The following is a 26,907-nucleotide window of genomic DNA, read 5'->3' on the forward strand; positions in this document are numbered from 1 at the left end:
TATAACAGCAAAACATATATGGCATTTTCAAGTTTATTCCGAAAGAAAACAGTACAGGATATTCTGAAGCAAGTTGCACAGAACGAATCAGATGGTCATAATGCGTTAGGAAAGCATTTGACTACCAAAGATTTAACAGCATTCGGAATAGCAGCTATTGTTGGAGCGGGAATTTTTAGTACGATCGGGAAAGCCAGTGCAGATGGAGGTCCAGCTGTTATTTTCTTATTCTTATTTACTGCTTTGGCCTGTAGTTTTGCAGCTTTTGCTTACGCCGAATTTGCATCTATGGTTCCAGTTTCAGGGAGTGCTTATACGTATTCTTATGTTGCTTTTGGAGAAATTATCGCTTGGATAATTGGCTGGGCTTTAATTATGGAATATGCCGTCGGAAATATAACGGTCGCCATATCGTGGAGTGATTATTTTACCGGACTGCTTCAGAGCGGAGGTATTCATCTCCCGCAATGGATTCAGATGGATTATTTAACCGCATCAAACGGATTTAATGATGCTGAAGCTTTAATGCGAGGCGGAAAATCTTTCGAAAATTTAAGTGTCGCTTTACAGCAAGCACATACAGCTTGGACAACAGCGCCAACAATAGGATCTTTTCATTTTGTAACTGATTTGCCAGCTTTGTTTATCATTATTTTGATTACGGCTTTGGTTTACAGAGGAATGAAAGAATCTCGTAATGCAAGTAATTTAATGGTGGTTGTAAAACTTTGTGTGGTACTTCTAGTAATTGCAGTTGGAGTATTTTATGTAGATACAGCAAATTGGGATCCATTTGCTCCAAACGGAGTTGGAGGAGTTCTTAAAGGAGTTTCTGCCGTTTTCTTTGCCTATATTGGTTTTGACGCAATTTCGACAACTGCGGAAGAATGTAAAAATCCACAACGTGATTTACCACGCGGCATGATGTGGGCGATTATTATTTGTACGATTTTATACATCGCCATTGCTTTGGTTTTAACGGGAATGGTAAAATATAACGAATTAAATGTTGGAGATCCTCTTGCATTTGTTTTCGATAAATTAAACTTAAAATGGATGTCGGGAATTATTGCCGTAAGTGCAGTAGTAGCGATGGCGAGCGTTTTATTGGTTTTCCAAATGGGACAGCCTCGTATTTGGATGAGTATGAGCCGTGATGGTTTATTGCCAAAAAAATTCTCTACCGTTCACCCAAAATTCAAAACACCATCTTTTGCTACAATTGTAACTGGTTTTGTGGTTGCAGTTCCAGCTTTGTTTTTGAACCTTACAATGGTAACTGATTTATGTAGTATCGGAACTTTGTTTGCCTTTGTATTAGTTTGCGCTGGTGTTTTAGTATTGCAGAATAAACCAGATATTCCGAGAGGAAAATTCAAAACACCTTACATCAATGCAAAGTTTATTTTGCCGGTTTTAATGATTGCAGGACTGTATTATGCTTTTGCATTCAATAATAAAGCTACAATGGCTTTTATTAATAATGAAGCGCAAATAAACGACGCCACGACAATTATTACATCTTTAGATAAAGAAGAATCTGCCAAAGTTTTTACTTATTTAGAAAGTATTGACGTTAAAAATAAAACGGCAGAAACATCAGATTTAGAGCATTTATTGAGCCAATATCAAGATGACAATGCTAAATATGCTGAAGTTGTAAAAGGACTTCCAATCAATGATTCATTGAAATTCGAATCAGGTTTCAGTTTATTCAAACACAAAATTCCAATGTGGATATTCTTATTTGTTTTAGTTGGATTAGCGGTTTGGGCTTTCAGAAGAAATCTATCTTTAATCCCGCTTTTAGGCTTAATCTGCTGTCTTTACATGATGGCCGAATTAAGCGTTTGGAACTGGATTTACTTTACAGTCTGGCTATTAATCGGATTGTTGATTTACTTTACTTACAGCAGAAAAAACAGTAAACTAAACGTAGTTAAATTATAAGTTAAGAGTTATAAATTATAAATGGAAAAGCCGTTCTGAGATTAATCAGAACGGCTTTTGTTATTCTAAAAAAACGCTTAAAATTTCTCTCGCAGATTCTGCAGATTTAACGGATTTTTTATAGATTTCCGAAATAATTAGCGTAATCTGCCAAATCTGCGAGAGAGAAAGCTTAGTGAACGTCTGCGTAAACTTCTTTGTCAATCTTTGTAGAACTCAAAATCCCAAGCTCAACCATACAAGCCTTCATCATTTTATAAGTACGATCAATATCATTATCCAAACCAATCGAAAAACGAATTAAACCATCTGTCAAGCCCATTTCCTTTTGTTCTTCTAACGGAATTTCACTTGAAGTTGAGGTTCCCGGCGCGCTGAAAAGTGTTTTGTAAAAACCTAAACTTACCGCCAAATAACCCAGATTTCGTTCCTGCATTAATTCCATTAATTCATTGGCTTTTTCTAAAGTTCCAACATCAATTGTCAACATGCCTCCAAAACCATATTCCGGATTAATCATTGTTTTATATAATTCATGACTCGGGTGACTTTTCAAACCTGGATAAACCGTTTTTAAGCCATCTTTTTCAAATTGATCAGCCAGAAAATGCGCATTATGACTATGCTGTTTAATGCGGATATGAAGCGTACGTAAATTTTTCATCACACTCGCCGAACGTAAACTGTCCATTGTCGGTCCCAAAAGCATACTTGCTCCCGAATTTACATTCTTCAGCGAATTAATAAATTCTTTCGATGCGCAAGTCACACCGCCAACCGTATCACTGCTTCCGTTGATGTATTTTGTTAAGCTGTGAATCACAATATCGGCTCCTAATTTTGCTGGAGAAACAGATAAAGGTGAAAAAGTATTATCAACAACCAATTTCAAATTGTGCTTTTTGGCAATTTGCGCCAAACCTGCAATATTCGCCACTTCAAGCAACGGATTACTAACTGTTTCGCAATACAAAACTTTCGTTTTTGGTGTAATTGCTGCTTCTACGGCTTTCAGTTTTGTAATGTCCACGAAACTCGTTTCAATACCAAATCTTGGCGTAAAGTTTTTCAGGAAAGCATAAGTCCCGCCGTAAATTGTTCTGCTCGAAACGATATGATCGCCCGCACCGCAAAGCTGTAATAGAGTAGGTGTAATCGCTCCCATTCCCGAAGCCGAAACATTTGCAGTTTCTGTTCCTTCCATCGCTGCCAAAGCCTGATCCAAATACAAATTACTTGGTGATGAATGGCGCGAATACAAATAACAGCCTTCCATATTGCCCTCGAAAGTGTCAAACATGGTTTTAGCCGAAAGAAAAGTATAAGTCGAAGAATCAGAAATCGACGGATTCACACCGCCAAATTCACCAAAGTACTGCAAATCCTGAATTTTATCTGCTGGGTTGAAGTTTTTCATATAGTTAGTTTTTGTTTGTTTTGTTTCAAGTTTCAGGTTTCAAGTTGATTGAAACTAGTGTTAATTATTAGGAGCTAATCCTGCTATCCGTTTCAATCTTTTGCGCCGAACCCCGGCACAAAAGGATTTCCACTTCTATCAGGGCTAGAGCAGTCATTTTCAAAAGAAATTCTATTCAAAATAAGATCTAATTAGAAAATTAATCAACTGTAAAATGAATAATTAGATTTTAAAACTATTAAAATGAATTTATAATGATTTTTAATCTAAATTTGATATAGGAAATGTGGTTTAGTAGATTTTCTTTCATCTCAGCAACAAGCCAAAAACAACAAACCAAAAAACTATAAACAGAAACCATGACTTTAGACGCCACAGATAAAAAACTCTTAGTTCTTTTACAAACCGACAGTAAAAAAACGACCAAAGAATTATCCTTAAAATTGGATCTTTCGGTTACAGCAGTATACGAACGAATCAAAAAGTTAGAGCGTGAAGGAATAATCAAAAATTACGTAGCATTAGTCGATAAATCTAAAATCGAAAAAGGTTTTGTAGTTTTCTGTCATTTAAAATTGATTCAGCACACCAAAGAATTCCTAACCAAATTCGAAAGCGAAGTCATCAAACTCAACGAAGTTCTGGAATGCCATCATGTAAGTGGCGATTACGATTATATTTTGAAAGTTTTAGTAAAAGATATGGAAGCTTACAGGGAATTTTTAGTAACCAAATTGACTTCTTTACAACACATTGGCAGTACGCAAAGTATGTTTATGATCAGCGAAGTGAAGAATTCGACAGTGATTTCTTTTTAAGGTACTAAGATGCTAAGGTTCTGAGATTCTAAGTTTTTTTCTCTGAGACTTTGTCGGGCAAAATAAGTTTTAACATAATTGAATCATTATAAATCTTAAATTTGAGTTTAAATAGAAACGAAATGGGGACAAAGGAATTAAGACGCAAGCTTATAAAAGATTTTGGTAAATTCATTGATGACGATTCTAAATTAGAAATTTTGGAAAGCGTTTTTGATGCCATTAATCATGATGAAAAAGATTCAATTGTTCCTAATACGCATTATAATTTAGTTGCTGAAGAAAGAGAAAAATATCTGTCTGGAGAAATACAAGCAAGTTCGTGGGAAGAAACAGAACAGCGATTGAATGCGAAATATGGTTTTTAAAATCAAAATTTTACCATTAGCAGAAAAAGAGATTGATGAATCTATTGAATTTTACGAAAGCAGAAGTAAAGGTTTAGGAAAGCAATTTCTAACTTATCTAAGATATTATCTCAAGGTTTTAAAAACAAATCCAGAATTATTTGAAATTAAAAAGCAACCAGGTTATCGTGAAATGACTTTGGTAAAATTTCCTTTTGTTATTATTTATGAGATTATAGAGACTGATATTATTATTCATTCTGTATTTCATACTTCAAGAAATCCTGAAAGGAAGCCTTAGTAAAGAGTTGCAAAGTGACAGAGAAATAAAGGTTCAAAGTTTTTTGAATTGCCTCCAGCTTTAGCTGGAGGAATGAGGTTTTAATTAAAAAAGGGCTTTAGCCAAATCTGTGTCAGTTTGGCTAAAGCCTTTATCGTGAGATTATTTACCATCCAGCTAAAGCTGGATGCTATTGAATTTTAAGTCAAAAACTATGCGACTCTGCGTCTTTGCGAGATTAAAACAAAAACTTTGCGTCCCGATAGCTATCGGGATTGCGTAAATCTTAGCGCTCTTTGCGGTAAAACCCCGCCCATTTTGTTAAAACCTACACCCAAAATTTCACACAAAAAACATTGAAAATTAAACTTCAAACAGAACTTTATTCCTTAATTTTGTAACCGCTAAAATAAAAACAAAATACTATGAGTTCATTTGACGTAGTCATTATAGGTTCAGGTCCTGGAGGATATGTATCGGCAATTCGTTGCGCACAATTAGGTTTCAAAACTGCAATTGTAGAAAAATATAATTCATTAGGCGGAACTTGCCTTAACGTAGGTTGTATTCCTTCAAAAGCATTATTATCTTCTTCTCATCATTATGCTGAAATTGCTCATTTCGCAGATCACGGAATCGAAGTTTCTGGAGATGTAAAAATCAATTTAGAGAAAATGATCGCGCGCAAACAAGCCGTTGTAGATCAAACCGTAGGTGGAATCAACTACTTAATGGATAAAAATAAAATCACTGTTTTCAATGGTTTAGGTTCTTTCGTAGATGCAACGCACATTGCAGTTGCTAAAGCTGACGGAACATCTGAAACTATCGAAGCAAAATATACTGTAATTGCTACAGGATCAAAACCATCTTCTTTACCATTCATCAAAATTGATAAAGAAAGAATTATTACTTCTACTGAAGCTTTGGCTTTAAAAGAAGTTCCAAAACACTTAGTTATCATTGGTGGTGGAGTTATCGGAATTGAGCTTGGACAAGTTTACCTTCGTTTAGGTGCTCAGGTTTCTGTAGTAGAATTCATGGACAGAATCATTCCAGGAATGGACGGATCTCTTTCTAAAGAACTAACTAAAGTTTTGAAAAAACAAGGAATGAAATTCTACGTTTCTCATAAAGTAAAATCGGTTGAAAGAAATGGCGATGCTGTTACAGTTCAGGCTGAAAATGCAAAAGGAGAAACAATCACTTTAGAAGGAGATTATTCATTAGTTTCTGTTGGTCGTCGTCCTTACACGGACGGATTAAACGCTGACAAAGCTGGAGTAAAAATCTCAGACAGAGGACAAGTTGAAGTAAACGATCATTTACAGACTAATGTTCCAAATATTTATGCAATTGGTGATGTTGTTCGTGGAGCAATGCTAGCGCACAAAGCAGAGGAAGAAGGAACAATGGTTGCTGAAATCTTAGCTGGTCAAAAACCGCATATTGATTATAACTTAATTCCAGGTGTAGTTTATACTTGGCCAGAAGTTGCTGCAGTGGGACAAACTGAAGAGCAATTAAAAGCGGCAGGAGTTGCTTACAAATCTGGAAGTTTCCCTTTCAAAGCGTTAGGACGTGCTAGAGCAAGTGCTGACTTAGACGGATTCGTAAAAATCCTTGCTGACGAAAAAACTGATGAGGTTTTAGGAGTTCACATGATTGGAGCACGTACAGCCGATTTAATTGCTGAAGCGGTTACTGCAATGGAATTTAAAGCTTCTGCGGAAGATATTTCAAGAATGAGCCACGCGCACCCAACTTTCGCGGAAGCGGTAAAAGAAGCGGCTTTAGCAGCTACTGAAAACAGAGCAATCCACGTATAATTTTTTACGTAAATCATATTTTAAAACCCGTCAGAAATTAATTTTGACGGGTTTTTTATTGGGTTTAATTTTTATACCTGAAAAAATATAAAATCAAAGAAAAATTTTGTAAATTAGATGTATAATTCTGATGCTATCTTTACTTTAATTAAAAAGATAACATTATGAAAAATAAGTATATAGCTCCGATTTTAATAGGAGCGGGAATTGCAGTTGTACTCTCTTCGTGCAAATCGACTATTCCTAAAAAAGCAGTTGCCGTCACTAATTTTGACAAAGCAAAGTACTTAGGAAAATGGTTTGAAATTGCAAGGTTAGATTACAAATGGGAGAAAAACTTAAACAATGTAACTGCCGAATATTCGCTGAATGATAATGACACTATAAAAGTTGATAACAGGGGCTATAATGTCAAAAAAGACAAGTGGGAGGAAAGTATCGGGAAAGCCAAGTTTGTCAAAAAGGACGATGTTGGTATGCTTAAGGTCTCATTTTTTGGTCCTTTTTATGCTGGATATAATGTCATTGCCATTGATCCGGATTATAAGTATGCACTTGTCGCAGGCGAAAATTTAAAATACATGTGGATTCTTTCGCGAGAAACTGCTATTCCTGAAAGCATAAAAGCAGATTATCTTATAAAAGCACAGGAAATTGGTTATAAAATTTCAGACCTTATTTGGGTAAAACACGATAAAGTCAATTAAAAATTAAACCCGACAATTTTTTAATTTGTCGGGTTTATTATTTTAGTTATTGAATGATTTATGGTTTGAAAACACTTTTATAATTATCCCAATATCTGTAAATTAAAAATAGATTAGCCAGAAATAATAGTATTGCAATTGGAAGGGCTTTTTGTTCAAGAAAATAATTGATAAACAAGATGTTTACCGTAATAGGCAAGATTAAAATATTAGCCAATGTTACATAACGTCCCGTTACAAATGCAATTCCACAAAGCAATTCAATTGATTTTGCCAAAGGCATTAAATAAGTAGAAGCCATCAAACCGGTGTTAAAGGCTTTAAAATTATCATTAGTTGCAGGTTCTGCGGGCATTAGATGAAAAAAGAAACTAATGGAAGCAAAAAGGAACATAAGACCAACTAAAATTCGGACAATAATAGTAGCAATTTTCATAATACTTAGGATTTTTAAATAAGTTAAAAAATATAAATAATTGTGCTGGAAATCGTTTAACCTAAATTCTGCTGTAAAATGAAATTCAGTTTTTAAACTCATTTTATTGAGAATTTTACAATCAATATTGATCTATTTTGGTATTTATTGAATGCTATATCAAATATAACGATTTTTTCATTATTAAATTGCTATTTTATTAACACTTTTCTTATTTCTTGACGTATTTTTTGTAGAGAAAAAATCCACCTAAACTAATTAAAATAAACGGCCAAAGGTTTAAAAAGAAAACTAAAATGGCTTGTAAAATGTACCAGCCGCTTTTTAAAGCATCAATGATCTGAATCCCTAAATTAGGTTTGTAAAACGCACTGTCTTTCTCGCCTGCCGTGATTTCCTGCTTTATTGTTTCATTTTGATAAAGCTGTAAAGTCACTGTACTGAAATTGATTTGATCCTGCATCGATAAATTATCAATTGTACGATTGTCGTTTGCTTCTTTTTGGTTGGCCAAAGCATTTTCGGCTTCCATAATATCATTTATTTTTTTGCCTTTTGTATCAATTGCTTTTTCGACCCTTTTTTCAGAAACAGTGCTTCTTTTTTGCGAAAGCTGAGTGGCAAGCAACTTCAGCGAAACATCATCGGCTTTGATAACTCTGAAATCTAAAAAGTCAATTTGCTTGGCAATACTTTTAATAACAGTATCGAGCTGGGTGTTGGGAACGCGAATAGTAATATTATTTTCAACAGAATATTTAGTAGTTTCTAAAGTGCTGTCCTGGCTGATTTTGGTTTTAATCTGATCATGAATGTTGCTTTGAAGATTCGTGTAAGTAACAAAACCTCCAAATTTTGCCACGGCATTTTCAATTGCATAAGTAGACTTGACGACATTTTTAACCTTGAATTTTATATCAGCAGTTCGAATAAATTTCTGTTTGCTGTCTTTCTTTTCGACTGCAGCCGATGAGGATACGGCTGTGCTGTCTATTGAAACTGCAGTATCTGCAGCTGCTTCGGCAGAATTGTAATCTGCTTTTTTACAAGAAAATAATAATGCGATAACCGCCAAGGAAGTCAATCCTAATTTTGCAATTGTTTTCATAAAGGTTTTAAAATTTGATTAATAAATAATAGCGAGCCTATCTTTCAGGCGTTTTTTTATGAGTAATTTTTTAATCAAATGGCAAGAAAAGTTTTAATAATTAGCACTAATTCGATATACTAAAAAGTGTGCCAATATTTTTTCGGGATTGCTTTATCAAAGGATTATTTTTGTCGTAATTTTGAAACCTAAAATTTATACTTCTTTGAGAGTTTCAATTCATAAACATATTTCCAATCCAGAACATTTTAAACAGCAGCTTTTAATTTGGTCACAGCAGTTCCGCGAGATTGTTTTTCTAGACAGTAATTCATATCCGCAGGAATATTCAAGCTTTGATTTTGTCCTGGCTGTCGACGCTTTTACTTCTTTAAAAACCGATTTTCAAAATGCTTTTGATGATTTAAAACAATATCAGCAAACCACTAAAGATTGGCTTTTTGGCTATCTTTCTTATGATTTAAAAAATGATGTTGAAGATTTGAAATCGTCTAATTTTGATGGATTAGATTTTCCCGATTTATTTTTCTTTCAGCCAAAAAAAATATTCGTACTAAAAGGCAATCAGCTTGAAATTCAATATTTATTGCTTTGTGATGATGAGGTCGAAGATGATTTTAATGAGATAGTCGAAAGTCAAAAGTCAAAAGTCGAAAGTTCTGGATTTTTAAAGATTGAACAAAGAATTTCTAGAGATTCGTATGTAGAAAAAGTTTCAAAAATGCTTGAACATATTCACATTGGTGATATGTATGAAGCTAATTTTTGTATGGAATTTTTTGCTGAAAATGCCGAAATAAATCCGTTAGAAAAATTCCAAAAACTGAATGAAATTTCACAGGCGCCATTTTCGGTCTTCTTTAAAAATCATAAACAATATTTGCTTTCGGCTTCACCTGAAAGATATTTGAAAAAAGTTGGAGAAACGGTTATTTCGCAGCCTATAAAAGGCACTTCAAAACGATCTTCAGATCCTATTGAAGATGAAAAGTCAAAACAATTCCTAGAATCCGATTCAAAGGAAAGGGCTGAAAACATTATGATAACCGATTTGGTTCGCAACGATTTATCGCACACCGCCCAAAAAGGTTCTGTTGAGGTTGTAGAGCTTTGCAAAATTTATTCGTTTCTGCAGGTTCATCAAATGATTTCGACAATAACTTCAAAAGTTGATCTTCAATATTCACCGATTGATGTTTTAAAAACAACTTTTCCAATGGGAAGTATGACGGGTGCGCCAAAAATTTCGGTAATGAAAATTATCGAAAATCTGGAAGAAACCAAACGCGGTTTGTACAGCGGAGCGGTTGGTTATTTTACTCCCGAAGGCGATTTTGATTTTAATGTCGTAATTAGAAGTATTTTATACAATCAGGAAAATAAATATGTTTCGTTTTCTGTTGGAAGCGCAATTACAGCACTTTCAATCCCAGAAAAAGAATATGAAGAATGCCTCCTGAAAGCCAAAGCAATGCACGAAGTTTTGCAATAATTTTTTCCGCCACTAATTCACGAATTTTTTATACTCACAATGATTAAATTAAATTCGTGAATTAGTGGCGAAAAAAAATGCTTAACATTTCATTTAAAAATAGATAGCATTTAATTTTTTACATTTATCAAATGTTTTCAAAATTTCAAGATCATATCATTTCCAGATTTCCATTTTTGGAAGATAAAAAACTATTTCTAGCGGTTAGCGGAGGACTGGATAGTATGGTTCTACTGCATTTATTTCAGCAGTTGCCTTCTGAAATTGCGGTTTTGCATTGTAATTTTCAGCTTCGAGGTTTAGAGAGTTTTGGAGATCAAGAATTTGTTCAGAATTATTGCAATCAAAATAACATTCCTGTTTTTACCACTCAGTTTGATACTAAGGCTTTCGCCGAAGATTATAAGTTATCCACACAAGTTGCGGCTAGAGAACTTCGTTACAGCTGGTTTTATGAGCTTTTAGAAGAAAAAAACTTTGATTTTATTCTGACAGCACATCATGCAGATGATAATCTGGAAACATTCATTATCAATTTGACACGAGGAACAGGTTTAGATGGATTAACCGGAATTCCGGAGGAAAATGACCGAATTATACGTCCGCTTTTGCCATTTTCAAGAGAAGAAATTCTGAAATATGCCAAAGAAAATGCTATTGAATGGCGAGAAGACAGCAGTAATGCATCCAATAAATATTTGCGAAACAAAATTCGTCATGATTTAATTCCGATTTTGAAAGAAATTAATCCGAACTTTTTGGATGCTTTCCAGAAAACACAATCGTATTTGCAGGAATCAAAAGAAATGGTTGAAGATGCTTCCATTATGATTTATCAGCAAGTGGCAAAAGAGGATGGAGAAGATATCCATTTTGATTTAAAGCAGCTTAAAAAATTACCGAATTATAAATCGTATTTGTACCAATGGCTGAATGAATTTGGATTTTCGGCATGGAATGATATTTATGATTTAGTTGAAGGACAATCTGGAAAGCAAGTACTTTCGGCTGAATTCAGATTGCTAAAAAATCGGGAAACATTGATTTTAAGTCCGATTTCTGAAATCTCAGAAAAAGAAGAATTTGAGATTCATGAAAATGTGACAGACGTTAATTTTCCCTTAAATTTGAAGTTTTGTCAGGTAAACGACATTATAGTAGATTCAAATAAAGTTATATTTGTTGACGCCGAAAAAATCCGTTTTCCTCTTGTTTTACGTAAATGGAATGAAGGAGATGTTTTTCATCCGTTTGGAATGCAGGGAAAATCAAAAAAAGTAAGCAAGCTTTTTAAAGACGAAAAATTATCACTCATCGAAAAGGAAAAAACATGGATTTTATGCTCAGAAAATCAAATTGTCTGGGTAGTCGGCATTCGACAAGATGAACGATTTAAAATAGAAAATACCACAAATAAAATACTTAAAATAGAACTGCAATAATGAACTTTAATCAATACCGTCAAGCGATAACGCTAAAAAATGTCTGGAGTAAATCTCTTTTATTTTTACTGTTTTTTCTTTTTTCTTTTGCAAAAAGCAACGCTCAAATTTTAGAGCCAGTAAAATGGACTTCGAAAATTGAAAAAAAAGCTGGTAACAATGCCGTATTAATTTTTGACGGAACGATTGAAAAAGACTGGCATATGTATTCGCAATTTACACCAGAAGGCGGTCCGCTTGCACTGGAAATTGCGTTTAAAAATCAAAAAGGAAATTACGAATTAGTTGGAAAAGCCAAGGAAGGAAAAACCAAAACGGCTTTTAATGATGTTTTTGGCGTAAATGAAACTTTCTTTGAAGGAAAAGCGCACATTGAACAGGAAATTAAAATTATAAATCCGAATTTAAAAACAGTTGATGTTGATTTTGATTTTCAGGTTTGTAAAGAAGTTTGTATCAATTCAAATAAAAAATTCTCGATTGCTATTCCGTCGACTTTCAATATGGAAGCAGTACCGGCAATAACAGAAGCGAAAAAAGACGAGACAAAAGTAGCTGGAATCGCTGTAGATACAATTGCAAAAGCAACAGATACAGCAAAAGTTCAGGTAGTGAAATCGAACATAGAAGAACCTGTTTCGAAAGAAGATATGCCACCTGCGCCTACCAGAAGTTTATGGTCGATCTTTTTCTTTGCTTTTTTAGGTGGTTTTGCCGCTTTATTAACGCCTTGCGTTTTTCCTATGATTCCAATGACGGTAAGCTTTTTTACGAAACAAAGTAAAAGCAGAGCAAAAGGAATTAGAAATGCTATTATTTACGGACTTGCAATTATTGCTATTTATGTAATATTAGGTTTAGTTGTAACTAAGATTTTTGGTGCCGATGCTTTAAATGCATTGTCTACAGATGTTTGGTTCAATTTAATTTTCTTTGTGATATTAGTGATTTTCGCGACTTCATTTCTGGGAGCTTTTGAAATTATGCTGCCAAATTCATGGGCAAACAAAGCTGATCAACAAGCTGATAAAGGCGGAATTATTGGAATATTATTCATGGCTTTGGCATTAGCAATTGTGTCGTTTTCTTGTACAGGGCCAATTGTTGGAACATTATTAGTTGAAGCGGCTTCGAACGGAGGAATTGCGCCTGTAGTTGGAATGTTAGGATTTTCATCAGCATTGGCTTTGCCATTTATGTTTTTTGCACTGTTCCCAGGCTGGTTAAATTCATTGCCAAAATCAGGTGGCTGGTTAAACACGGTAAAAGTTGTTTTAGGATTTTTAGAATTGGCTTTGGCATTCAAATTTTTATCAAATGCCGATTTAGTTTTACAATTGCATTTCTTAGAAAGAGAAGTTTTCATTGCTATTTGGATCGCTATTTTTGGAGCTTTGTCTTTTTATTTATTCGGAAAAATTACATTGCCTCATGATAGTCCGTTACAGCATATTTCTGTCGGAAGATTGTATTTAGGATTATTGACTCTTGTGTTTACGGTTTATTTAATTCCGGGACTTTGGGGAGCGCCATTGAAATTAATAAGTGCATTTCCGCCGCCGCCAACTTATAGTGAAAGCCCTTTTGGAGTTGGAGGTTCTGGTAATGGAACAGCTGCAGCTTCAGATATAAAAGGTCTGCCAGAAGGTGCAGAATTAGGTCCGCACGGAATTATGGTTTTTCATGATTACGAAGATGGATTGGCTTATGCAAAATCGATCAACAAACCAATTATGCTTGATTTTACAGGATATGCTTGTGTAAACTGCAGAAAAATGGAAAACAATGTTTGGTCAGATCCAACGGTTTTACCCATCTTAAAAAATGATGTTGTCTTGATTTCTCTTTATGTTGATGATAAAAGAGAATTGCCAAAAGAAGAACAATTTGTAACTAAAGCTGGAGATGAAATTATTACAGTAGGTGATAAATGGACTGATTTTATGATTTCAAAATATAAAACAAATACACAGCCTCTATATGTTATTACAGATTTAGAAGGTAATAATCTGAACAGTTCAAAACCTACAATTAGTTATGTAAGTACAGAAGAATATTTGCATTGGCTTAAAGAAGGAATTTCGAACTTTAAATAAGATTTTTTAGTGCTTAGTGATTAGCCCTTAGTCCTTAGTAATTAGTCTTAATCTATTATAGAGTTAATGATTAATAAGTTAAACTAAACTAAACTAAACTAAAAGTATAGTGACTAATCACTAGGAACTAATCACTAGGAACTAATCACTAAGCACTAATAATTAATTCAAACAAAAATCCCTCTAAGCAAAACTTAGAGGGATTTTTTTATAAAGGCAAAAAGAGGAAATTCTTTTTATTATAAGTATTCTCCGTGTTGAGAAATATCTAATCCTAATTCTTCTTTTTCTTCAGTAACTCTTAGAGGAGTTATTTTGTTTACAATGAAGAACAAAGCATAAGAAGCTCCAAAAGCAAAGATTGATACGATAACTAATGCTTTTAATTGTATTAAGAATAAAGTCGCGTCACCAAAAATTAATCCTTGGTTTTTTCCAACTATAGAGTTTACGCTGTTAGAAGCAAAAACACCAGTTAATAACATTCCTACCATTCCGCCAACACCGTGACAAGCAAATACGTCAAGAGCATCGTCAATTTTTCCTTTAGGGAATTTGCTAACTACAAGATTACTGATTACAGCTGCGATAATACCAATTGCTAATGCGTGAGGAATACTTACGAAACCTGCAGCAGGAGTAATGGCTACCAATCCTACAACAGCTCCAATACAAGCTCCCATTGCAGATAATTTGTGTCCTAATATTTTATCAAGGAAAACCCAAGCCATAGCAGCAGAAGCGGCAGCGATTGTAGTTGTTCCTAAAGCCTGTGCAGCAAGACTGCTTGCTCCAACGGCAGAACCTGCATTGAAACCAAACCAACCGAACCATAATAAACCTGTACCTAATAATACATAAGTGATTCTAGCAGGGTTTACTTTTTGAACTTTACGTTTTCCTAAGAAAATTGCTCCAGCCAAAGCAGCCCATCCAGCACTCATGTGTACTACAGTACCACCAGCAAAATCAAGAACTCCCCATCCAAAGAACAATCCATCAGGATGCCAAGTCATGTGACATAATGGAGCGTATACAAATAAGATAAATAAAACCATGAATAATAAGTAAGCCCAGAAACGTACACGTTCAGCAAAAGCTCCTGTAATTAACGCTGGAGTAATGATTGCGAATTTTGCCTGGAATAGAGCAAAAAGAATCATCGGAATTGTTGGTGCTAATTCCCACGCCGTGTTTGCGCTGACTCCCTGAAAAAATATATTTGAAGTAGGGTCTCCAATGAAACCACCTATAGTTGGTCCAAAACATAATCCGAATCCAATTACTACCCAAAGAACTGTAACAATTACCATTGCCATGAAACTTTGAAGCATTGTGCTGATTACGTTTTTCTTGCCTACCATACCTCCATAGAAAAATCCTAATCCTGGAGTCATTAATAATACGAAAGCTGTAGCAACAACCATCCATGCTGTGTCACCCGTATCCAATTTTAATTGGACAACATGAGCGCCTAATGTTTTTGATTCAGTAACAAATGAGATAGAAAAAATAGATAGTAATAAAATCGTGATGAGGATCACACTTAAAATAATTTTTCGCATAGTTATTTAGTTTTAAATTTTTTATAAAAGTATAAAATGAATTGATACCCCTATAAAAAATAGAGTCTAATGTTTAATTTTTGTTAATTTTTAAATTTGACCCCCTAAATTTTGCGTGTACTTCTTAAAAAAGACTTAAATTTTACAATTTATTAAAGTTAAAATGAGGAAAAGGCGCAATTCCTGTAAATTATGATAGAAAAAAGATAATATTATTCTTAAAATTGTGGTTTTTTCTCTTCAAATAATCATTTAAGTATTCAAATTGTTTGGTTTAAATGAAAAACGGCATCAATTGAATATTTCAAAAGATGCCGTTTTTTTATGAGAGGAAAGTACTTATTTCTGGTTGTACTTTTCTTTGAATTTTCGATTCAGTTTATTCTGGAAAGTATCTAAATTGATTAATCTTCCTTGAATAAAAGCAGTTGTAAGCTTGTTTGTTCTCATATCTAAAGCATCTCCTTCAGAAATAAACAAAGTAGCATCTTTGCCAGTTTCTAAAGAACCGCAAGTAGCATCAACACTTAATAATTTTGCAGTATTCAGTGTAATAAGCTGTACAGCAACCTCTTTATCTAAACCAAAAGCAGCACACGTTCCTGCTAAGAAAGGCAGATTTCGTACGCTCATACGCTCATGATCACCGCTGTTTTCTAAACCTACAACAATACCTTTGTCAGTAAGTATTTTTGCCATTTTATAAGGCAGATTTACATCTTGGTCAGCACTTGTTGGCATATCATGTACACGTCTTAGAAGAACACCAACATTATATTTCAATAATTGAGCAGCTGCTTTGTAAGCTTCAAATCCGCCAACGATTACAATCTTTTTGATTTGATTGTCTGCTGCTAACTGGATTGCATCAACAATCTGTTTTTCTTCATCAGCATGAATGTAAAGTGTCTGAGTTCCGTCAAATAAACCTTTTGTGGCTTCCAGAACAATGTTTCTTTCTTTAGGCGCTGTTTGATTGTATGCTTTTGCGTTGATTAAAAATGCATTTATTTCTTCTGACTGTTTTGCATAATCTTTATTTGGCTCAATAACTCCAGGCTCAAACCAAGATCCAGATCTTTTGAAACTAGAAGGAAAATTCAAATGTATTCCGTCATTTTCTTTTACAATTGCATCTTTCCAGCTCCAAGCATCTAATTGTACAATGGATGAAGTACCAGAAATTGTTCCGCCACGAGGTGTAATTTGAGCTACTAAAACGCCATTTGGGCGAACAGTTTCAACTACTTTCGATTCAGAATTATAAGCAATGATACTTCTGACATTCGGGTTAAAAGTTCCAATTTCTTCTTCGTCATCAGATGATTTTACAGCATCAATTTCAACTAATCCTAAAGTTGTATTTGCAGCAATAAAGCCAGGATATACATGTTTTCCTGAAGCATCAATAGTCGTGTCATAAGCATCAGCAGCAAGTCTGATTGTTGTTGCATCGGCCACTAAAGTAATTTTTCCGTCTTTAAAACCAATGGCACTGTTTTGAATCACTTTTCCGTTGCCCAAGTGTGCAGTAGCATTTAAAATCAAAACCGATTTAGATTGCTTTGGCGCCGGTATTTGCTGTGCATTTATTTGTACAGAAGCACAAAATAATAACAGCAGTTTATATATGTTTTTATTTATCATGTTGTCTCTTTTTATCATTATGAATTTTCTAAAGCTCTTATAACTGTTCTAAAGTATCACAGTGATATTCTTTTTTCTCTTTTCTTGTTGGTGCCTGAGTACTGTTTCCTTTGTTTTTTTCCTGCAGCATTTGTCCAATCAATTGGCTTCTTTCTTTAGTAATGTCCAATTGTTTCTGAGCATCTTTTTCGATATCAAAATAAACCACACCATCAATAATTGTTTTTTCGGCTTTAGCATAAATAGACAATGGATTTTCGCTCCATAAAACAACATCGGCATCTTTACCTACTTTTAAACTTCCTACTTTATCATCAATATGTAATAATTTCGCAGGATTTAAAGTGACAAATTTCCAAGCATCTTCTTCAGAAATGTTTCCATATTTTACTGCTTTTGCAGCTTCTTGGTTTAATCTTCGAGACATTTCGGCGTCATCAGAGTTGTAAGCAACTACTACACCTTCGTTGTGCATAATTGGTCCGTTGTACGGAATAGCATCATTAACCTCAAATTTATAAGCCCACCAATCAGAGAATGTTGAAGCTCCAACTCCGTGTTCTTTCATTTTGTCGGCCACTTTGTAACCTTCTAAAATGTGTGTGAAAGTATTCACTCTGAAGTTGAATTTCTCAGCAACATTCATCAAATTTAAAATTTCAGACTCCACATAAGAGTGACAAGTAATGAAACGCTCTTTGTTTAAAATTTCAGCAAGAGTCTGTAATTCTAAGTCCACTCTTGGCGCTTTTCCTTTTTTATTTCCAGCGTTGAATTTTTTCCAGTTTTCGTCATATTCTTTAGCCAATTGGAAATAATCTGTAAAAACTTGTTCAACTCCCATTCTTGTCTGAGGGAAACGAGTTGGATTATCAATTCCCCAGTTCGCTTGTTTTACGTTTTCACCCAAAGCAAATTTGATAAACTTAGGTTGATTTTTGTATAACATTTCATCTGCTGCAGAACCCCATTTCCATTTTACAATTGCAGAACGTCCTCCAATTGGGTTTGCAGATCCGTGTAATAATTGCGAAATAGTAACACCTCCCGCAAGATCTCTATAAATATTGATGTCTTCTGAGTTTACAACGTCCTGAATAGTAACTTCGGCAGTTGAGTTGTGGCCGCTTTCGTTTACACCTTTAGAAATTGCAATATGCGAATGCTCATCAATAATACCGCTTGTAATGTGTTTTCCTTTTGCATCGATTACAGTTGCAGATGCATCAGAAAGGTTTTTGCCGACAGCAGCAATTTTTCCGTTTTTAATCAAAACGTCAGCTTCTGTCAAAATTCCTTCTTTTTCATTCGTCCAAACTGTAGCATTTTTGAATAATAAAGTCTGCGCAGTTTGTTTTTTAGTATCACCAAAAGCAACATTTGGATACGTTACAGGCATAATCGGATTTGGTTTTTCTGCTTTAACAGTATCTTTTACAGCAACAAATGGGCTTGTTTTTACTGCATTCCAAACCAATTCATCTCCATTTGATAAAACCGCTTTTCCAGATAAAGCATCGGCTTTTTCAACAAAACCAGTTAAACGTGTAAAGCTTGATTTGATAGTGTCAGCTGGTTTGATTACAAGAGAAACCCAGTTTTTAGCAATAGCAAAAGTGCTTTTTACTTTTTTGGCATCAACCGTTGTAACTTCAGATTTTTGAGCGTCAGCAGTTCCGTCAATTTTCCATTTGTACGTATCTTTTCCAACCGTTAGGTCATAATTACCGCGGATATCTTTTGCATTAATATCATTCACAATAAATTTGCTTCCTTGAACCCAGTTTTCATATAAAACCGTTTTCTCGTCAAAAACTTCTCCAGAAGTAATAATGAAATTCGCATAACTTCCTGTTTTCAAACTTCCTACTTCGTCGCTTTTTCCTAAAATAGCAGCAGGAATTGTAGTTAACGCTTCTAAAGCTTTTGTTTTATCAAAACCATATTTTATTGCTTTCAATAAATTAGGTTTGAAATCTTCAATTTTCTTTAATTTGTCTGTCGTTAATGCAAAAACAACTCCATTTTCAGAAAGCACTTTTAAGTTTGTAGGAGCTTGATTCCAGAAACGCATATCAGCCAATTCAATTTGGTTTGATAAATACGGATTTGAAACATCATAAGCGTCTGGGAAACTTATCGGAATAATGAATTTTGCATTTGTTCCTTTGATTTCTTCAATTCTTTCGAATTCATTTCCGCTTCCTTTTAAAACGTAATTTAAACCAAATTCTTTTGCAATTTTTGAAGCTCTTAAACTGTTCAATTTATCTTCTGTTGCAAAAATTTGAACCAGTTTTTCATTGCTTGCTAATGCTTCTAACGATAAATCTTTAGTGTCAGAATTTCCTTTTTTGTACCAGTCTAAATCCAAGTACATTTGGCGAAGCAAAGCCATCATACCCATTAAAGAACTTGGATATTGCTGATTTGTCAAGGCGCTTTTAGTAAAAGCAAAGTGATTCGTTAATTTATTTGAAATGATTTGTTTCGAGTTGTTTTCGTTGTTTAATGCAACTAGAGCTCCAGATCCCTGAGCAATTCCGTCAGGCACGTGAGTTCCAACAACACCAAAACCAGCTTTCAAAAATTCATCGGCTTTTGGCTGATCGTATTTAAAAGTTTCATAACCGTTTACTTCAGGTCTTACACTTTCGTTCCAGTAAAAACCAGTTCGTTTTGTGTCGTACAGCGGGTTACGGCTGCGTCCTGGAGTCATGTTTCCTTTTGGTTTTTCGATTCCAAAATTGGTGTAAATATCAATAAATGATGGGTAAATTGTTTTTCCTGTAAGATCAATTGTGATGCTGTTTTTAGGAATTACAACATTAGTTCCAACAGAAACGACTTTGCCATCTTGGATAAGTAAAGTTCCCTTTTCGATTTTTTGAGTTGGAGAAACATAGATTGTGGCATTCGTAAAAACAGTATAATTTTTACTTTTGTTGTGCACACTTTCATTAACAGGGAAATAATCTTGAGCATACGTTTTTGTTAAAAAAACACTCAAAAAGAGTAGTAGTAGGGCTTTTTTCATATGGTATTTGCTAATTTGTTGCTAAAAATATGAAATATATGTTATACAAGTTTTATTTTTTTGAAATGTTTTTTCTCTAATTTAGACAACGATTTAAGTAAACCGCTGATGGATAGTGTATATAGGACATTTATGAAAAATTCACAAAGAATAAAATGGGGAATTATTGGTTTGGGAAATATCGCCAATCAATTTGCGGCAGATTTGCTGTTGTTGGAAGATGCTGAATTAACAGCAGTTGGTTCCAGGGATAATATTAAAGCAAATGATTTTGCCCAAAAGTACAATTGCTCAAAAGCTTATGATTCGTATGAAGCGCTTTTTGCCGATGAAGAAGTCGAAATTATATACATTGCCACACCGCATGATTCGCATGCCGAATTGTCTATTAAAGCATTAGAATCTGGAAAACACGTTTTATGTGAAAAACCAATTGCACTTTCGTATGCTGATGCTGTTCGAATGATTGAAGCTTCTAAAAAAAATAACAAGTTTTTCATGGAAGCTTTCTGGACCCGATTTATTCCTGCTGTACAAGAAGTTTTGCAGCAAGTAGAAAAAGGAGAAATTGGCGAAGTAAAATACATAAATGCCGATTTTGCTTTTCGCGGAAGTGAAACCGAAAATCTTAGACTTTTTGATAAAAAACTGGGCGGAGGTGCATTGTTTGATATTGGCGTTTATTCATTATTCCTGTCTTATATAGTATTAGGAAATCCGAAGGAAATTGTAGCAAAAGCAATAAAACATAAAAATGATGTTGATTTACAAACTTCTATGATTTTGCAATATGAAAATGCACAATCGGTTTTGCATGCTTCTATAGTTTCAGATTCTGATATGAAAGCAACTATTGCCGGAAGCAAAGGAAGAATCGAACTCAATTCGCCTTGGTTTGTAGCTGATGGATATTCTTTATTTATAAACGAAGAAAAAGAAGCTGTTATCAGTTTGCCGGTTTTAGGAAAAGGTTATTCGCATGAAATTATTGAATGTCATAATTGTATTCGGAATAGTCAAATTGAAAGTGAATTTTGGTCGCATCAGAATAGTTTGGATTTGAACAGAATTGTGGAGGAAATTAAAATGCAAATCAAATTGCCGTTTTAATTTAAATTTATTTGTAATAAAATATTTACAATAATTATTTTTTCATTAGATTTAAAAATCATTTAATGAAAGAATAATTATGTTAGTAAAAGTTTACGGAAGTGCCGTTTTTGGAGTAGAAGCAACCACAATTACGATTGAGGTTCATATGGATAAAGGAATTGGTTATCATTTAGTTGGGCTTCCAGATAATGCAATAAAAGAAAGCAGTTTTAGAATTGCGGCCGCTTTAAAAAATAATGGATTAAGTCTTCCGGGAAAAAAAATAACCATAAACATGGCGCCCGCCGACCTAAGAAAAGAAGGTTCAGCGTACGATTTACCACTCGCAATGGGAATTTTAGTCGGCTCTGACCAAATAAAAGCTCCTGAAATCGAACACTATATTATTATGGGAGAACTTTCATTAGATGGAAGTTTACAGCCTATTCGAGGTGCATTGCCAATTGCCATAAAAGCAAAAGAAGAAGGTTACAAAGGATTTTTTCTCCCAATTCAAAATGTAAAAGAAGCTGCAATCGTTGCAGGACTTGACGTTTATGGTGTTTCAAATTTACAGGAAGTAATAGATTTCTTTAAAGGAAAAGGAACGCTCCAACCCACAGTAATTGACACTCGTACCGAATTTTACAAAACACTCGATTTCCCTGAATTTGATTTTTCAGATGTACGCGGACAGGAAAGCATCAAGCGATGTATGGAAATTGCAGCAGCCGGAGGTCATAATATCATTTTAATTGGTCCGCCGGGAGCCGGAAAAACAATGCTGGCAAAACGTGTCCCGAGTATTTTGCCTCCAATGACTTTGCGAGAAGCACTAGAAACAACTAAAATTCACAGCGTTGCCGGAAAACTGAAAGAAGTTGGTTTAATGAATCAAAGGCCATTTCGAAGTCCGCATCACACAATTTCGAACGTCGCATTAGTCGGAGGTGGCAGTTACCCACAGCCGGGCGAAATTTCAATGGCGCATAATGGTGTTTTATTTCTGGACGAATTGCCAGAATTTAAACGTGACGTTTTAGAAGTGATGCGCCAGCCGCTCGAAGATCGTGAAGTAACCATTTCTCGTGCTAAATTTACGGTTACTTATCCGTCATCGTTTATGCTTGTGGCAAGTATGAACCCAAGTCCGAGTGGTTTTTTCAACGATCCGAGTATGCCAAATACGTCTTCACCGCACGAAATGCAACGTTATATGAGCAAAATTTCAGGTCCTCTTTTAGACCGAATTGATATTCATATTGAAGTGACTCCCGTTCCTTTCGAAAAACTGGCAGACGACCGCAAAGCCGAAAGCAGTGTCGAAATCAGAAAGCGTGTCACCGCTGCCAGAGAAATTCAGACAAAACGTTTCCAAGAAATCGAAAACATACATTACAATGCACAAATGAGCAGTAAATTGATTCGTGAATTTTGTGCATTAGACGAACAGTCCAAAGAACTGCTAAAAACTGCAATGGAAAGACTGAATCTTTCAGCACGAGCCTACGACAGGATTTTAAAAGTAGCAAGAACAATCGCCGATTTAGATAATGCACCGGCCATAATTTCGCAACACATCGCCGAAGCTATTCAATACAGAAGTCTAGATCGTGAAGGATGGCTGGGGTAATTGTTAATTATTAATTATTAATTGTGAATTGTAAAACCGATTGTCACCCTGAGCGGAGTCGAAGGGCGCTCCAATTGGAACGTGGGCTTCGACTTCGCTCAGCCTGACAATTGTTAGTGAGACTTGAAACTTGAAACCTGAAAATTAATTTTCTTTCATTTCTTTCACTTCTTGCACAGGTTTGTGATAGCTACTTCTATTTGTTGTGATAATCAAAACGCCGGCTTCACCATAATTTCCATAAATGCTGATGCCTTTTTGTTTATCGATAGCAATAATTTTTGCGATTTCAATTTTAGACAAAACAAGTTTTTCTTTTTCTAAATCCTGAAAACGATGCGGAATTCCATCAACAACAACAATCGGCTGAGCAGTGATTTTTCCGGCTTTAGCTAAATTTACAATAGAATCCGAAAGATAAAATTTATCATTTCCTTCGTCGGAAAGTTCATATCTGCTCTGAGAAAAAACAGAAACGGTGGCAAGTAAAAGTGTTGTGGTAATAAACTTGATCATAATTTTTTTGGTTAGAATGGTTAGGTTTGTTAGTTTAAAAGTTTTCTATTTTATTATTTACGTTTGTCTTGATGAAGGATTTTTTGGTACATCAAAATCTTATTTTCTACTCTTTTTTTATTCTTTATAGGATTAAATAGCGCTGAATTTGAAATCATTGCAACGATAGTTAGTTTTTCTTTTTCGTTTAGTTCTCCAACTGTTTTATGGAAATAAAATTGGCAAGCATTATGAATTCCGATTGTTCTAAAGCAAAAATCATAATTTAATAATTCAAGTTTTAAGCAAGTATCTTCACCATATTCTTTTTTAATTTTCGAGATGTAAACCGCTTTTTTTAAAAGACTTCCATAGTTATAGGAGTTAACTAATTTCAATACAGCTTCGCAAGAACAACCTTTGGATTCATTTTCATGAATTTTATTATACAAGGCAATAATTGGTTCAAGATCTTCCGCTTTCGTATTGTCCAATGATTTAGTAAGATAAACATAATCATCCTTTTTGAACATTGGGTTATAATCACTTAAAAGATAAATGTACAGCGCAACCAAGATTGTGGCGATGAATACAATTATTTTAAAGATTTTTTTCAACATGTTTAATTACGTCTTAAAGTATTCAAAATCATATTTAACTTCTTCTGAAAAAGGAGATTAAAATCGAAAATACGAATTTTAATGTTAATCCAATCAACTCATTAAAACATAAAAAAATCCCGCTTAACTAAAAGCAGGATTTCATTAATAATATAAGAAAAAATTATTTTTGTTTTTCTGCAAAAATCGCATCCAAACCTTCCATTGCAATCGTAAAACCTTCTTTAAAGCCCATTGCAATAATTTGTTCAAGATCTTCCAGGTTTTTGTGTTTAATAGCAATATCAACAAAAGTAGAATCGCCCTGCTCAGAAAAATTCACATCCCAGTCTGATCGTGGAAAATCGACATTTAAATTTCCTTCGCTGTCACTGAAAGCATCCAGATATTTAAAATTCGTTTTTGGCGTTATAGAAGTAAAATCAGCAATTGCCCAATGTTCTTCGCCTTCAGGGCCCACCATCGCATACAGTCGGCGTCCGCCTTCTTTAAATTCCATACTTTTTGTTCGGGCTTTCCAAGGCGCCGGTGCCCACCATTGATCCAGAATTTCAGGTTCTGTCCAAGCCGACCAAACATTTGATAACGATGCGCCAAATTCACGTTTTACATTTACTTTATTGGTTTCTTTATCTACAGTAAAATCCATTAAAAAATTTGATTTCATATTTTTTCAGTTTTTAAAAGCATTAATAATTGGTTAAATAAAAGGCTTATTTTTCTGCTTCAAGTATTTTATCCAAACCTTTAAGCGCACTTGTAAATCCATCTTTAAAGCCCATGGCAATAATTTGTTCAATTTCTTCCAAGGTGTCGCGTTTAATTACAATGTCAACAACAGTCAGTTCACCATCTTCAGAAAAACTGATATCCCAAAGCGAACTTCCAAAATTCGGAACCGGATTTTCATCAGCATCACAAAAAGTCGAAGTATGTTTGAAATTCTTTTTTGGAGAAATAGATGTATATTCAAAAAAGCTCCAGCGTTCATCGCCTTCAGGACTCACCATAGCATACAATCTTCGTCCGCCTTCTTTAAATTCCATGCGCTTTGTTTTTGATTTGAACGGAGCCGGTGCCCACCATTGATCGAGAATTTCAACTTCAGTCCACGCAGACCAAACATTTGACAATGACGCATTAAATTCGCGTGTCACATTTACGGTTTTATTTTCCTTATCTACGGAAAAATTCATTGTAAGATCAGATTTCATTTTCTTTAGATTTTAAATTCATTAATACTTGGTCCAATTGACTAAAACGGCTTTCCCAAATTTTCTTGAATTGCTCCAGCCAGTGATCTATTTCTTTCATCTTGTCGATTTTGAGTTGATAATAAATTTCTCTTCCCATCTTTTTTTCTTCGAGTAATTCACATTCATTCAGGATTTTAATATGTTTCGAAACTGCCTGTCTCGTTGTATTAAATTGTTCCGCAATAGCATTTGGAGTCAATGCATTGACAGAAATCAAAACCAAAATAGCTCTTCGTGTCGGATCGGCAATTGCCTGAAAAATATCTCGTTTCATCTTTAAAATAAAATTACGCAACTAATCAGTTGCAAATATACGCAACTTTTTGGTTGCGCAATTAAAAAAATGATTTTTTTTTATTTTCGAAAGATCATAAACAAAAAAAGACGCATTAAAATTGCGTCTTTTTTTCTACTATGGTGTTATATAATTATCGTCGAAACTTATTTTTTACAATGATATCTTTCAATTTAGCTTTCAGATCTTCGCCCGTATCAAAAACCATTTGCTCGTTATTCGGGAACGGAACCGGACGCTTATTAAAGTTGCCGAGATAATTATCATCGCAGGCCTCTTTATCACCTTTATAAGTCGAATAAATATTCTCAAAAACAAATTCACTGCTGACAGGAAAGGTCTGAACCAGCTGATTCGATTTCAAATCCACATAATCCACTTTTGCAGTAACCTGACATGCTTTATATTGTTTAAATTCATAAACCGTCGCACGAAGAATTTTATAATTATCCACTTTAATTTCTTTGCCTAAACTATCTTTTACAGGTTTTCCGCGACTGTCCAAAAGTGTTTTTACGCCATCTTTTACTTGTCGTTCTTTACTAAATTCCTTCTCTTTAATCTGCTCCGGTGAAATATAAATATCTCTAAAATTAATAATCAGGCTGTAATCGTACTTCACATTTTTTTGTCTGGCGCTGTGATAAACCGTCCATTTGTCGTTTAATCCGTAGGTTTTAAAATCCAGCAAATCGTCCTGAAGCATTTTCGGAATCACCAAATTGGTTTCGTTTTTTGCATAGACATCGACAAAATCAGTTCCTTTAAAAAGCGCATCATCCATCAATTTCTTGGTGTTTTTGTAGCCGGGATTTATACTTTCTAAGTATGAAAAATCATCATACGCTTTTCTAAAATCCATTTTGTTATTCGATTTCAAAAGGGCAGAAGCGTTGTCATACAAATATTTTGAAAGCGTATTTTTGCTGTTTACAATGTCATTCGAATAATTATCAAACGGAAAAAGCGCGTTTCTTCCCAGTTTCAATAAAGGCAAAGGCAAGATCGGCCTGATTTTTTCCTGACGATTATTTAGCTGTAAATAAGTATTGTAGATGCGTTCAGCATTGGCAGGATTATTTTCTTTATTAAGCATTTCTAAATTGCGTAAATCTCGGTCTTTCGCTTTTGCAAAAGCCTCTTCGAGCAAATACACATAATCTTGTTTTCCTTTTGAATCTTTATTTGTTCTCAAAGCTTCAACCGCACGATCAATTGCGCCGTCATAATTACCGTCGCTTATTAGTGCCTGAGTTGTTTTTACACCGCACGAAGAAAAGGCTAAAAATAATATAGAAAATAGAAAAGTAATTTTTTGCATATTGTATTTTTTGAAGGTGTAAAT

At 34.4% G+C, this 26,907-nt stretch carries 23 protein-coding genes; 11 read left to right on the top strand and 12 right to left on the bottom strand.

Going from position 1 to position 26,907, the window contains the following annotated elements:
• Positions 1-18 precede the first annotated feature (18 nt).
• The gene (locus GKZ88_RS00155) at positions 19-1,950 is read left to right on the top strand and encodes an amino acid permease (RefSeq protein ID WP_155100378.1); all 1,932 of its coding nucleotides are present in this window, start codon (positions 19-21) and stop codon (positions 1,948-1,950) included.
• Positions 1,951-2,122: 172 nt separating this feature from the next.
• On the opposite strand, the gene GKZ88_RS00160 is transcribed toward GKZ88_RS00155, so the two are convergent.
• Positions 2,123-3,367 (bottom strand): aminotransferase class I/II-fold pyridoxal phosphate-dependent enzyme, encoded by a 1,245-nt coding sequence (locus GKZ88_RS00160; RefSeq protein ID WP_155100380.1) that lies wholly within the window; start codon positions 3,365-3,367, stop codon positions 2,123-2,125.
• Positions 3,368-3,726: 359 nt separating this feature from the next.
• On the opposite strand from GKZ88_RS00160, the gene GKZ88_RS00165 reads away from it, so the two are divergent.
• The 5 genes from GKZ88_RS00165 to GKZ88_RS00185 all read left to right on the top strand — a co-directional run bounded on the left by GKZ88_RS00165 (position 3,727) and on the right by GKZ88_RS00185 (position 7,348).
• The gene (locus GKZ88_RS00165) at positions 3,727-4,185 is read left to right on the top strand and encodes an Lrp/AsnC family transcriptional regulator (protein WP_012024199.1); all 459 of its coding nucleotides are present in this window, start codon (positions 3,727-3,729) and stop codon (positions 4,183-4,185) included.
• A gap of 122 nt (positions 4,186-4,307) precedes the next feature.
• A complete protein-coding gene (locus GKZ88_RS00170) occupies positions 4,308-4,553 on the top strand; it encodes a hypothetical protein (protein WP_116753519.1) in 246 nt (81 codons plus the stop codon).
• Entirely contained in the window at positions 4,534-4,833 is a 300-nt protein-coding gene (locus tag GKZ88_RS00175; protein ID WP_230392441.1) for a type II toxin-antitoxin system RelE/ParE family toxin, read from the top strand. Before GKZ88_RS00170 ends, GKZ88_RS00175 begins: the two co-directional genes overlap by 20 nt.
• A 404-nt stretch (positions 4,834-5,237) precedes the next feature.
• Complete coding sequence (gene lpdA, locus GKZ88_RS00180) at positions 5,238-6,641, top strand: dihydrolipoyl dehydrogenase (protein WP_035649234.1); 1,404 nt, start codon at positions 5,238-5,240, stop codon at positions 6,639-6,641.
• A 164-nt stretch (positions 6,642-6,805) separates the two neighbouring features.
• Entirely contained in the window at positions 6,806-7,348 is a 543-nt protein-coding gene (locus tag GKZ88_RS00185) for a lipocalin family protein (RefSeq protein WP_155100382.1), read from the top strand.
• Positions 7,349-7,406: 58 nt separating this feature from the next.
• Here the strand turns inward: GKZ88_RS00185 and GKZ88_RS00190 are convergent, their stop codons facing one another.
• Positions 7,407-7,784, bottom strand: coding sequence for a DoxX family membrane protein (locus GKZ88_RS00190; protein WP_155101183.1), 378 nt, complete (start codon positions 7,782-7,784; stop codon positions 7,407-7,409).
• Positions 7,785-7,995: 211 nt separating this feature from the next.
• Positions 7,996-8,892 (bottom strand): DUF4349 domain-containing protein, encoded by an 897-nt coding sequence (locus GKZ88_RS00195; RefSeq protein WP_155100384.1) that lies wholly within the window; start codon positions 8,890-8,892, stop codon positions 7,996-7,998.
• Between the two features lie 205 nt (positions 8,893-9,097).
• Here GKZ88_RS00195 and GKZ88_RS00200 point away from each other — a divergent pair, with 205 nt between their 5' ends.
• The 3 genes from GKZ88_RS00200 (at position 9,098) to GKZ88_RS00210 (ending at position 13,922) form a co-directional block, all read left to right on the top strand.
• Entirely contained in the window at positions 9,098-10,384 is a 1,287-nt protein-coding gene (locus tag GKZ88_RS00200) for an anthranilate synthase component I family protein (RefSeq protein ID WP_155100385.1), read from the top strand.
• 131 nt (positions 10,385-10,515) lie between these two features.
• Complete coding sequence (tilS, locus tag GKZ88_RS00205; RefSeq protein WP_155100387.1) at positions 10,516-11,826, top strand: tRNA lysidine(34) synthetase TilS; 1,311 nt, start codon at positions 10,516-10,518, stop codon at positions 11,824-11,826.
• Positions 11,826-13,922, top strand: coding sequence for a cytochrome c biogenesis protein CcdA (locus GKZ88_RS00210; protein ID WP_155100389.1), 2,097 nt, complete (start codon positions 11,826-11,828; stop codon positions 13,920-13,922). The genes tilS and GKZ88_RS00210 overlap by 1 nt, the downstream gene beginning before the upstream one ends.
• Positions 13,923-14,161: 239 nt before the next feature.
• Here GKZ88_RS00210 and GKZ88_RS00215 read toward each other — a convergent pair whose 3' ends face one another.
• The 3 genes from GKZ88_RS00215 to GKZ88_RS00225 form a co-directional block, all read right to left on the bottom strand.
• Positions 14,162-15,487, bottom strand: a complete 1,326-nt coding sequence (locus GKZ88_RS00215) for an ammonium transporter (protein ID WP_155100391.1) — start codon at positions 15,485-15,487, stop codon at positions 14,162-14,164.
• Between the two features lie 339 nt (positions 15,488-15,826).
• A complete protein-coding gene (locus tag GKZ88_RS00220; protein WP_155100392.1) occupies positions 15,827-17,134 on the bottom strand; it encodes an amidohydrolase family protein in 1,308 nt (435 codons plus the stop codon).
• Between the two features lie 37 nt (positions 17,135-17,171).
• A complete protein-coding gene (locus GKZ88_RS00225; RefSeq protein WP_155100394.1) occupies positions 17,172-20,171 on the bottom strand; it encodes an amidohydrolase family protein in 3,000 nt (999 codons plus the stop codon).
• 132 nt (positions 20,172-20,303) lie between these two features.
• Between GKZ88_RS00225 and GKZ88_RS00230 the strand changes: the two genes are divergently transcribed.
• Both GKZ88_RS00230 and GKZ88_RS00235 read left to right on the top strand, forming a co-directional pair.
• On the top strand, positions 20,304-21,281 hold the full coding sequence (locus GKZ88_RS00230; protein ID WP_155100395.1) for a Gfo/Idh/MocA family oxidoreductase: 978 nt from the start codon (positions 20,304-20,306) through the stop codon (positions 21,279-21,281).
• Positions 21,282-21,360: 79 nt separating this feature from the next.
• Positions 21,361-22,896 (top strand): YifB family Mg chelatase-like AAA ATPase, encoded by a 1,536-nt coding sequence (locus tag GKZ88_RS00235; RefSeq protein WP_155100396.1) that lies wholly within the window; start codon positions 21,361-21,363, stop codon positions 22,894-22,896.
• A gap of 144 nt (positions 22,897-23,040) precedes the next feature.
• Here the strand turns inward: GKZ88_RS00235 and GKZ88_RS00240 are convergent, their stop codons facing one another.
• The 6 genes from GKZ88_RS00240 to GKZ88_RS00265 all read right to left on the bottom strand — a co-directional run bounded on the left by GKZ88_RS00240 (position 23,041) and on the right by GKZ88_RS00265 (position 26,883).
• The gene (locus tag GKZ88_RS00240; protein WP_155100397.1) at positions 23,041-23,412 is read right to left on the bottom strand and encodes a hypothetical protein; all 372 of its coding nucleotides are present in this window, start codon (positions 23,410-23,412) and stop codon (positions 23,041-23,043) included.
• Positions 23,413-23,465: 53 nt separating this feature from the next.
• Positions 23,466-24,011: a transglycosylase domain-containing protein gene (locus GKZ88_RS00245; RefSeq protein WP_155100398.1), complete on the bottom strand. Its 546-nt coding sequence runs from the start codon at positions 24,009-24,011 to the stop codon at positions 23,466-23,468.
• A gap of 163 nt (positions 24,012-24,174) precedes the next feature.
• Positions 24,175-24,678: an SRPBCC domain-containing protein gene (locus tag GKZ88_RS00250; RefSeq protein ID WP_155100399.1), complete on the bottom strand. Its 504-nt coding sequence runs from the start codon at positions 24,676-24,678 to the stop codon at positions 24,175-24,177.
• A 46-nt stretch (positions 24,679-24,724) separates the two neighbouring features.
• On the bottom strand, positions 24,725-25,225 hold the full coding sequence (locus tag GKZ88_RS00255; protein ID WP_155100400.1) for an SRPBCC domain-containing protein: 501 nt from the start codon (positions 25,223-25,225) through the stop codon (positions 24,725-24,727).
• A complete protein-coding gene (locus GKZ88_RS00260; protein ID WP_155100401.1) occupies positions 25,215-25,541 on the bottom strand; it encodes a metalloregulator ArsR/SmtB family transcription factor in 327 nt (108 codons plus the stop codon). Before GKZ88_RS00260 ends, GKZ88_RS00255 begins: the two co-directional genes overlap by 11 nt.
• Positions 25,542-25,695: 154 nt before the next feature.
• A complete protein-coding gene (locus GKZ88_RS00265) occupies positions 25,696-26,883 on the bottom strand; it encodes a hypothetical protein (protein ID WP_155100402.1) in 1,188 nt (395 codons plus the stop codon).
• Positions 26,884-26,907 lie beyond the last annotated feature (24 nt).

It is taken from the genome of Flavobacterium sp. LC2016-01 (assembly GCF_009711135.1).
Classification (GTDB): domain Bacteria; phylum Bacteroidota; class Bacteroidia; order Flavobacteriales; family Flavobacteriaceae; genus Flavobacterium.

Coding starts and splice junctions, on each gene's coding strand:
- GKZ88_RS00155 (WP_155100378.1), top strand. CDS start 19: ATGGCATTTTCAAGTTTATTCCGAAAGAAAACAGTACAGGATATTCTG.
- GKZ88_RS00160 (WP_155100380.1), bottom strand. CDS start 3,367: ATGAAAAACTTCAACCCAGCAGATAAAATTCAGGATTTGCAGTACTTT.
- GKZ88_RS00165 (WP_012024199.1), top strand. CDS start 3,727: ATGACTTTAGACGCCACAGATAAAAAACTCTTAGTTCTTTTACAAACC.
- GKZ88_RS00170 (WP_116753519.1), top strand. CDS start 4,308: ATGGGGACAAAGGAATTAAGACGCAAGCTTATAAAAGATTTTGGTAAA.
- GKZ88_RS00175 (WP_230392441.1), top strand. CDS start 4,534: ATGCGAAATATGGTTTTTAAAATCAAAATTTTACCATTAGCAGAAAAA.
- lpdA (WP_035649234.1), top strand. CDS start 5,238: ATGAGTTCATTTGACGTAGTCATTATAGGTTCAGGTCCTGGAGGATAT.
- GKZ88_RS00185 (WP_155100382.1), top strand. CDS start 6,806: ATGAAAAATAAGTATATAGCTCCGATTTTAATAGGAGCGGGAATTGCA.
- GKZ88_RS00190 (WP_155101183.1), bottom strand. CDS start 7,784: ATGAAAATTGCTACTATTATTGTCCGAATTTTAGTTGGTCTTATGTTC.
- GKZ88_RS00195 (WP_155100384.1), bottom strand. CDS start 8,892: ATGAAAACAATTGCAAAATTAGGATTGACTTCCTTGGCGGTTATCGCA.
- tilS (WP_155100387.1), top strand. CDS start 10,516: ATGTTTTCAAAATTTCAAGATCATATCATTTCCAGATTTCCATTTTTG.
- GKZ88_RS00210 (WP_155100389.1), top strand. CDS start 11,826: ATGAACTTTAATCAATACCGTCAAGCGATAACGCTAAAAAATGTCTGG.
- GKZ88_RS00215 (WP_155100391.1), bottom strand. CDS start 15,487: ATGCGAAAAATTATTTTAAGTGTGATCCTCATCACGATTTTATTACTA.
- GKZ88_RS00220 (WP_155100392.1), bottom strand. CDS start 17,134: ATGATAAATAAAAACATATATAAACTGCTGTTATTATTTTGTGCTTCT.
- GKZ88_RS00225 (WP_155100394.1), bottom strand. CDS start 20,171: ATGAAAAAAGCCCTACTACTACTCTTTTTGAGTGTTTTTTTAACAAAA.
- GKZ88_RS00230 (WP_155100395.1), top strand. CDS start 20,304: ATGAAAAATTCACAAAGAATAAAATGGGGAATTATTGGTTTGGGAAAT.
- GKZ88_RS00235 (WP_155100396.1), top strand. CDS start 21,361: ATGTTAGTAAAAGTTTACGGAAGTGCCGTTTTTGGAGTAGAAGCAACC.
- GKZ88_RS00240 (WP_155100397.1), bottom strand. CDS start 23,412: ATGATCAAGTTTATTACCACAACACTTTTACTTGCCACCGTTTCTGTT.
- GKZ88_RS00245 (WP_155100398.1), bottom strand. CDS start 24,011: ATGTTGAAAAAAATCTTTAAAATAATTGTATTCATCGCCACAATCTTG.
- GKZ88_RS00250 (WP_155100399.1), bottom strand. CDS start 24,678: ATGAAATCAAATTTTTTAATGGATTTTACTGTAGATAAAGAAACCAAT.
- GKZ88_RS00255 (WP_155100400.1), bottom strand. CDS start 25,225: ATGAAATCTGATCTTACAATGAATTTTTCCGTAGATAAGGAAAATAAA.
- GKZ88_RS00260 (WP_155100401.1), bottom strand. CDS start 25,541: ATGAAACGAGATATTTTTCAGGCAATTGCCGATCCGACACGAAGAGCT.
- GKZ88_RS00265 (WP_155100402.1), bottom strand. CDS start 26,883: ATGCAAAAAATTACTTTTCTATTTTCTATATTATTTTTAGCCTTTTCT.